Annotated in this window: 1 protein-coding gene; it reads left to right on the forward strand. The window is 75.4% G+C overall.

The features are described from left to right. Window positions 1-778, forward strand: a 778-nt coding sequence (locus tag C1J00_RS43840; protein WP_146046432.1) for a tetratricopeptide repeat protein, incomplete at both ends; no start/stop codon positions are given.

Consider the following 778-nt stretch of genomic DNA (forward strand, 5'->3'; position numbering starts at 1 on the left):
CGTCCACGGAGGTCCTGACCGCCCTGGCCGGCCGGCACAACGCGGGCCTGAGCCTCGGACGGCTTGGCCGCTGGGCGGAGGCGGGCGAGGTGCACCGGGCGGTCGCCGCCGAACGCGAGCACATCCTCGGGCCCGACCACCCCGACACCCTCTCCAGCCGCTACGAGGTCGCCTTCACCCTCAGTCGCACCGGCCGCGCCGCGGACGCCCTGCGCGAGTACAAGCACGTCACCGAGGCCAGGATCCGCACCCTCGGCGCCGACCACCCCGACACCCTGGCCGCCCGCCAGGAGATGGCCTACGTACTCGGTCAGCTGGGCCGCCCCTTCGACGCCCACCGCGTCTACACCTCCGTGCTCACCGCCCGCGAGCACACCATGGGGCCCGACCACCCCGACACCCTGCGCTGCCGCCACAACCTCGCCTTCAACCTCAGCCGCCTCGGCCGCCTGGAGGACTCGTACCGCATGGCCCGTGAGGTGGCCACCGCCCGCGCCCGGGTCCTCGGCCCGGACCATCCCGACACGCTCGTCACCCGCTACGAAGTCGCCTACGCCCTCGGACAGCTGGGCCGCTGGCCCGAGGCCCTGGAGACCTACCGCGAGGTCGCCGAGGCCCGTGGCCGCGCCCTCGGCCCCGACCACCCCGACACCCTCGCCGCCCGGCACGAGATCGGCATCAGCATGGGCCGCCTCGGCCGCAGCGCGGAGGCCCTGGACCTCTACCGCGGCCTGGCCGAGGACCGCGGCCGCAGCCAGGGCCCCACCCACCCCGAAAC

The organism is Streptomyces cahuitamycinicus (assembly GCF_002891435.1).
Classification (GTDB): domain Bacteria; phylum Actinomycetota; class Actinomycetes; order Streptomycetales; family Streptomycetaceae; genus Streptomyces; species Streptomyces cahuitamycinicus.